Origin of the sequence: Haloactinopolyspora alba (assembly GCF_003014555.1) — a bacterium.
In the GTDB taxonomy this organism is placed as follows: domain Bacteria; phylum Actinomycetota; class Actinomycetes; order Jiangellales; family Jiangellaceae; genus Haloactinopolyspora; species Haloactinopolyspora alba.
Window position 1 is genome coordinate 1 of sequence record NZ_PYGE01000041.1, and the last position, 3,313, is coordinate 3,313.

A 3,313-nucleotide genomic window follows, 5' to 3' on the forward strand; every position below is an offset into this window, starting at 1 on the left:
AGTCTGCGGCAGTTCGCCAGCGGGTTCATCGGGTTGCAGAACCACAGCGACAACGACCGGATCGAGTTCCGCAACATCCGGGTGAAGGAGCTGTAACCGCACGGCGCGCCGGTGCGGGCACGGTTCGACGCCGTGCCCGCACCAGGTCGTCACCAGCAACACAGGCGCTCCACGAGCCCTGGGGAATCACGAGAGGTGCAGCATTCTCATGATTGAACGACTACAGGCGACACGTTCCGGTCGCCGTTCGAGGACGGCACGCGGGATGGTGGTGGCGCTGCTCGCCACGGCGCTGGCGATGCTGGGCATGGCGCCGGTCTCGACGGCCGTGCCGATCGGCGGCGCGGACACCGACCGGACCGGCACGACGGCCGCGGCGCAGCAGGTCCTGACCTGGACCGCAGGCGACAGCGTCACCGAGTACACGTCCGTCACCACCGAGGCGACGGCCGGACCGGCGACCATCGTGTTCGACAACAACGCCAGCTCGATGACACACACGCTGACGTTCGTCACGAACGATCCCAACTACAACCAGGACGTCGACCTGAACATCATCGCCAGCCCGTTCGACGACAACGGCGGGCGGCACGAGGTCGAGGTCACCCTGTCACCGGGTCAGTACAAGTTCTTCTGCGACATTCCCGGGCACGGTCAGATGACCGGTGTCCTGACGGTGACCGAGGGCAGCGGTGAGGACACGACACCGCCGACCGTGTCCGCCGACGTGTCCGGCGAGCAGGACGCCGACGGCAACTACGTCGGCTCCGCGACGGTGGCGGTCTCCGCCGACGACGCCGGCGGTTCCGGTGTCGCGAGCGTGGAGTACGAGATCGACGACACCGGGTTCGTGGAGTACACCGAGCCGGTGACGGTGTCCGATCCGGGTGATCACGCGGTGCAGTTCCGGGCGACCGACAACGCGGGCAACGTGTCGCAGACGGGCTCGGTGCCGTTCACCGTGGTGGCGGACACACCCGAGGACACGACCCCGCCGACGGTGTCCGCCGAGGTCTCCGGCGATCAGGACGCGGACGGCAACTACGTCGGGGCCGCGACCGTCGCGGTGTCCGCGGACGACGCCGGCGGTTCCGGTGTCGCGAGTGTCGAGTACGCGCTCGACGGTGGCGCTTTCCAGGCCTACTCGGAGCCGGTGACCGTGGAGGCCGTGGGTTCGCACACGGTGCAGTACCGGGCGACGGACAACTCGGGCAACGTGTCGCAGGCGGGTTCGGTGAGCTTCACGGTGGTGGAGCCGCAGCCGGAGGACACGACGCCGCCGGAGGTGTCGGCCGAGATCACCGGTGAGCAGGACGCTGATGGCAATTACGTCGGTTCCGCGAGCGTGACGGTGGCCGCGCAGGACGCCGGCTCGGGTGTGGCGAGTGTGGAGTACGACCTGGACGGGTCCGGGTTCACGGAGTACACCGGGCCGGTGACGGTCGAGGCCGTGGGTTCGCACACGGTGCAGTACCGGGCGACGGACAACTCCGGCAACGTGTCGGCGGTGTCGTCGGTGTCCTTCACGGTGGTGGAGCCGGAGCCGGAGGACACGACGCCGCCGGAGGTGTCCGCCGAGGTGGCCGGCGATCAGGACGCTGATGGCAATTACGTCGGTTCCGCGAGCGTGACGGTGGCCGCGCAGGATCCCGGCTCGGGTGTGGCGAGTGTGGAGTACGACCTGGACGGGTCCGGGTTCACGGAGTACACCGGGCCGGTGACGGTCGAGGCCGTGGGTTCGCACACGGTGCAGTTCCGGGCGACGGACAACTCGGGCAACGTGTCGGCGGTGTCGTCGGTGTCCTTCACGGTGGTGGAGCCGGAGCCGGAGGACACGACGCCGCCGGAGGTGTCGGCCGAGGTGGCCGGTGAGCAGGACGCCGACGGGAACTACGTGAGTTCGGCGACGGTGACGGTCACCGCCCAGGACCCCGGCTCCGGTGTGGAGTCGGTGTCGTACGCCCTGGACGGCGGGTCGTTCGGCCCGTACGGCGAGCCCGTCGTCGTCGACGGCGTGGGCGAGCACACGGTGCAGTTCCGGGCGACGGACAACTCCGGGAACGTGTCGCAGGCGGGTTCGGTGAGCTTCACGGTGGTGGAGCCGGAGCCGGAGGACACGACGCCGCCGACGGTGTCCGCCGAGGTGACCGGTGACCAGGACGCGGACGGGAACTACGTCGGGGCAGCGACTGTCACCGTGACCGCCGACGACCCCGGTTCCGGTGTGGACACCGTCTCGTACGCCCTGGACGGCGGGTCGTTCGGCCCCTACAGCGAGCCCGTCGTCATCGAGGAGCCGGGTTCACACACGGTCGACTACCGGGCCACGGACAACTCCGGCAACATGTCGGACGTCGTGTCGGTGAGCTTCACGGTGGTGGAGCCGGAGCCGGAGGACACGACGCCGCCGGAGGTTTCGGCCGAGGTGGCCGGTGACCAGGACGCGGACGGGAACTACGTCGGTTCCGCCAGTGTCACGGTGGCCGCGCAGGACGCCGGCTCGGGTGTGGCGAGTGTGGAGTACGACCTGGACGGGTCGGGCTTCACCGAGTACTCGGGCGCGGTCGAGGTCACCGAGACGGGTGAGCACACGGTGCGGTACCGGGCGACGGACAACTCCGGGAACACCTCAGAGGTGTCGTCGGTGTCCTTCACGGTGGTGGAGCCGCAGCCGGAGGACACGACGCCGCCGGAGGTGTCGGCCGAGGTGGCCGGTGAGCAGGATGCCGACGGGAACTACGTGAGTTCGGCGACGGTGACGATCACCGCCCAGGACCCCGGCTCCGGTGTGGAGTCGGTGTCGTACGCCCTGGACGGCGGGTCGTTCGGCCCGTACGGCGAGCCCGTCGTCGTCGACGACGTGGGCGAGCACACGGTGCAGTTCCGCGCCACGGACAACTCCGGGAACACCTCGGAGGTGTCCTCGGTGTCGTTTGCCGTGGTGGAGCCCGGGACGGACGCCTGCCCCGACTCGGACACCCGGGACAACGTGTGGATCGGCGACACCGACACGACGGTGGCCAACGCCGACACCGGCGACGGCTGCACGATCAACGACCTGATCGAGGACAAGGCCTACTGGCCGGATCACGGTTCGTTCGTGCGGCACGTGACCGACATCGCCGAAGGTCTGGAGAACGACGGTGTCATCAACGGTCGCGAGAAGGGCAAGCTGACCAGGGTCGCGGCGCGTTCACACATCGGCAAGAAGAACGACCCCGGCTACGAGGCGATTTTCGATGGGACGGCGGAGTCGCTGCAGGGGTGGAGTCAGGCTCCTGGTGGTGAGTTCGAGTTGCGTCCGGATGGTTCG

1 protein-coding gene is annotated in these 3,313 nt (G+C 69.0%); it reads left to right on the top strand.

Annotated features, from left to right (window positions below):
- Positions 1 to 490 precede the first annotated feature (490 nt).
- Positions 491 to 3,313 (top strand): OmpL47-type beta-barrel domain-containing protein (locus tag CLV30_RS27110; protein WP_483401416.1); only part of this gene is annotated, 2,823 nt, incomplete at its 3' end.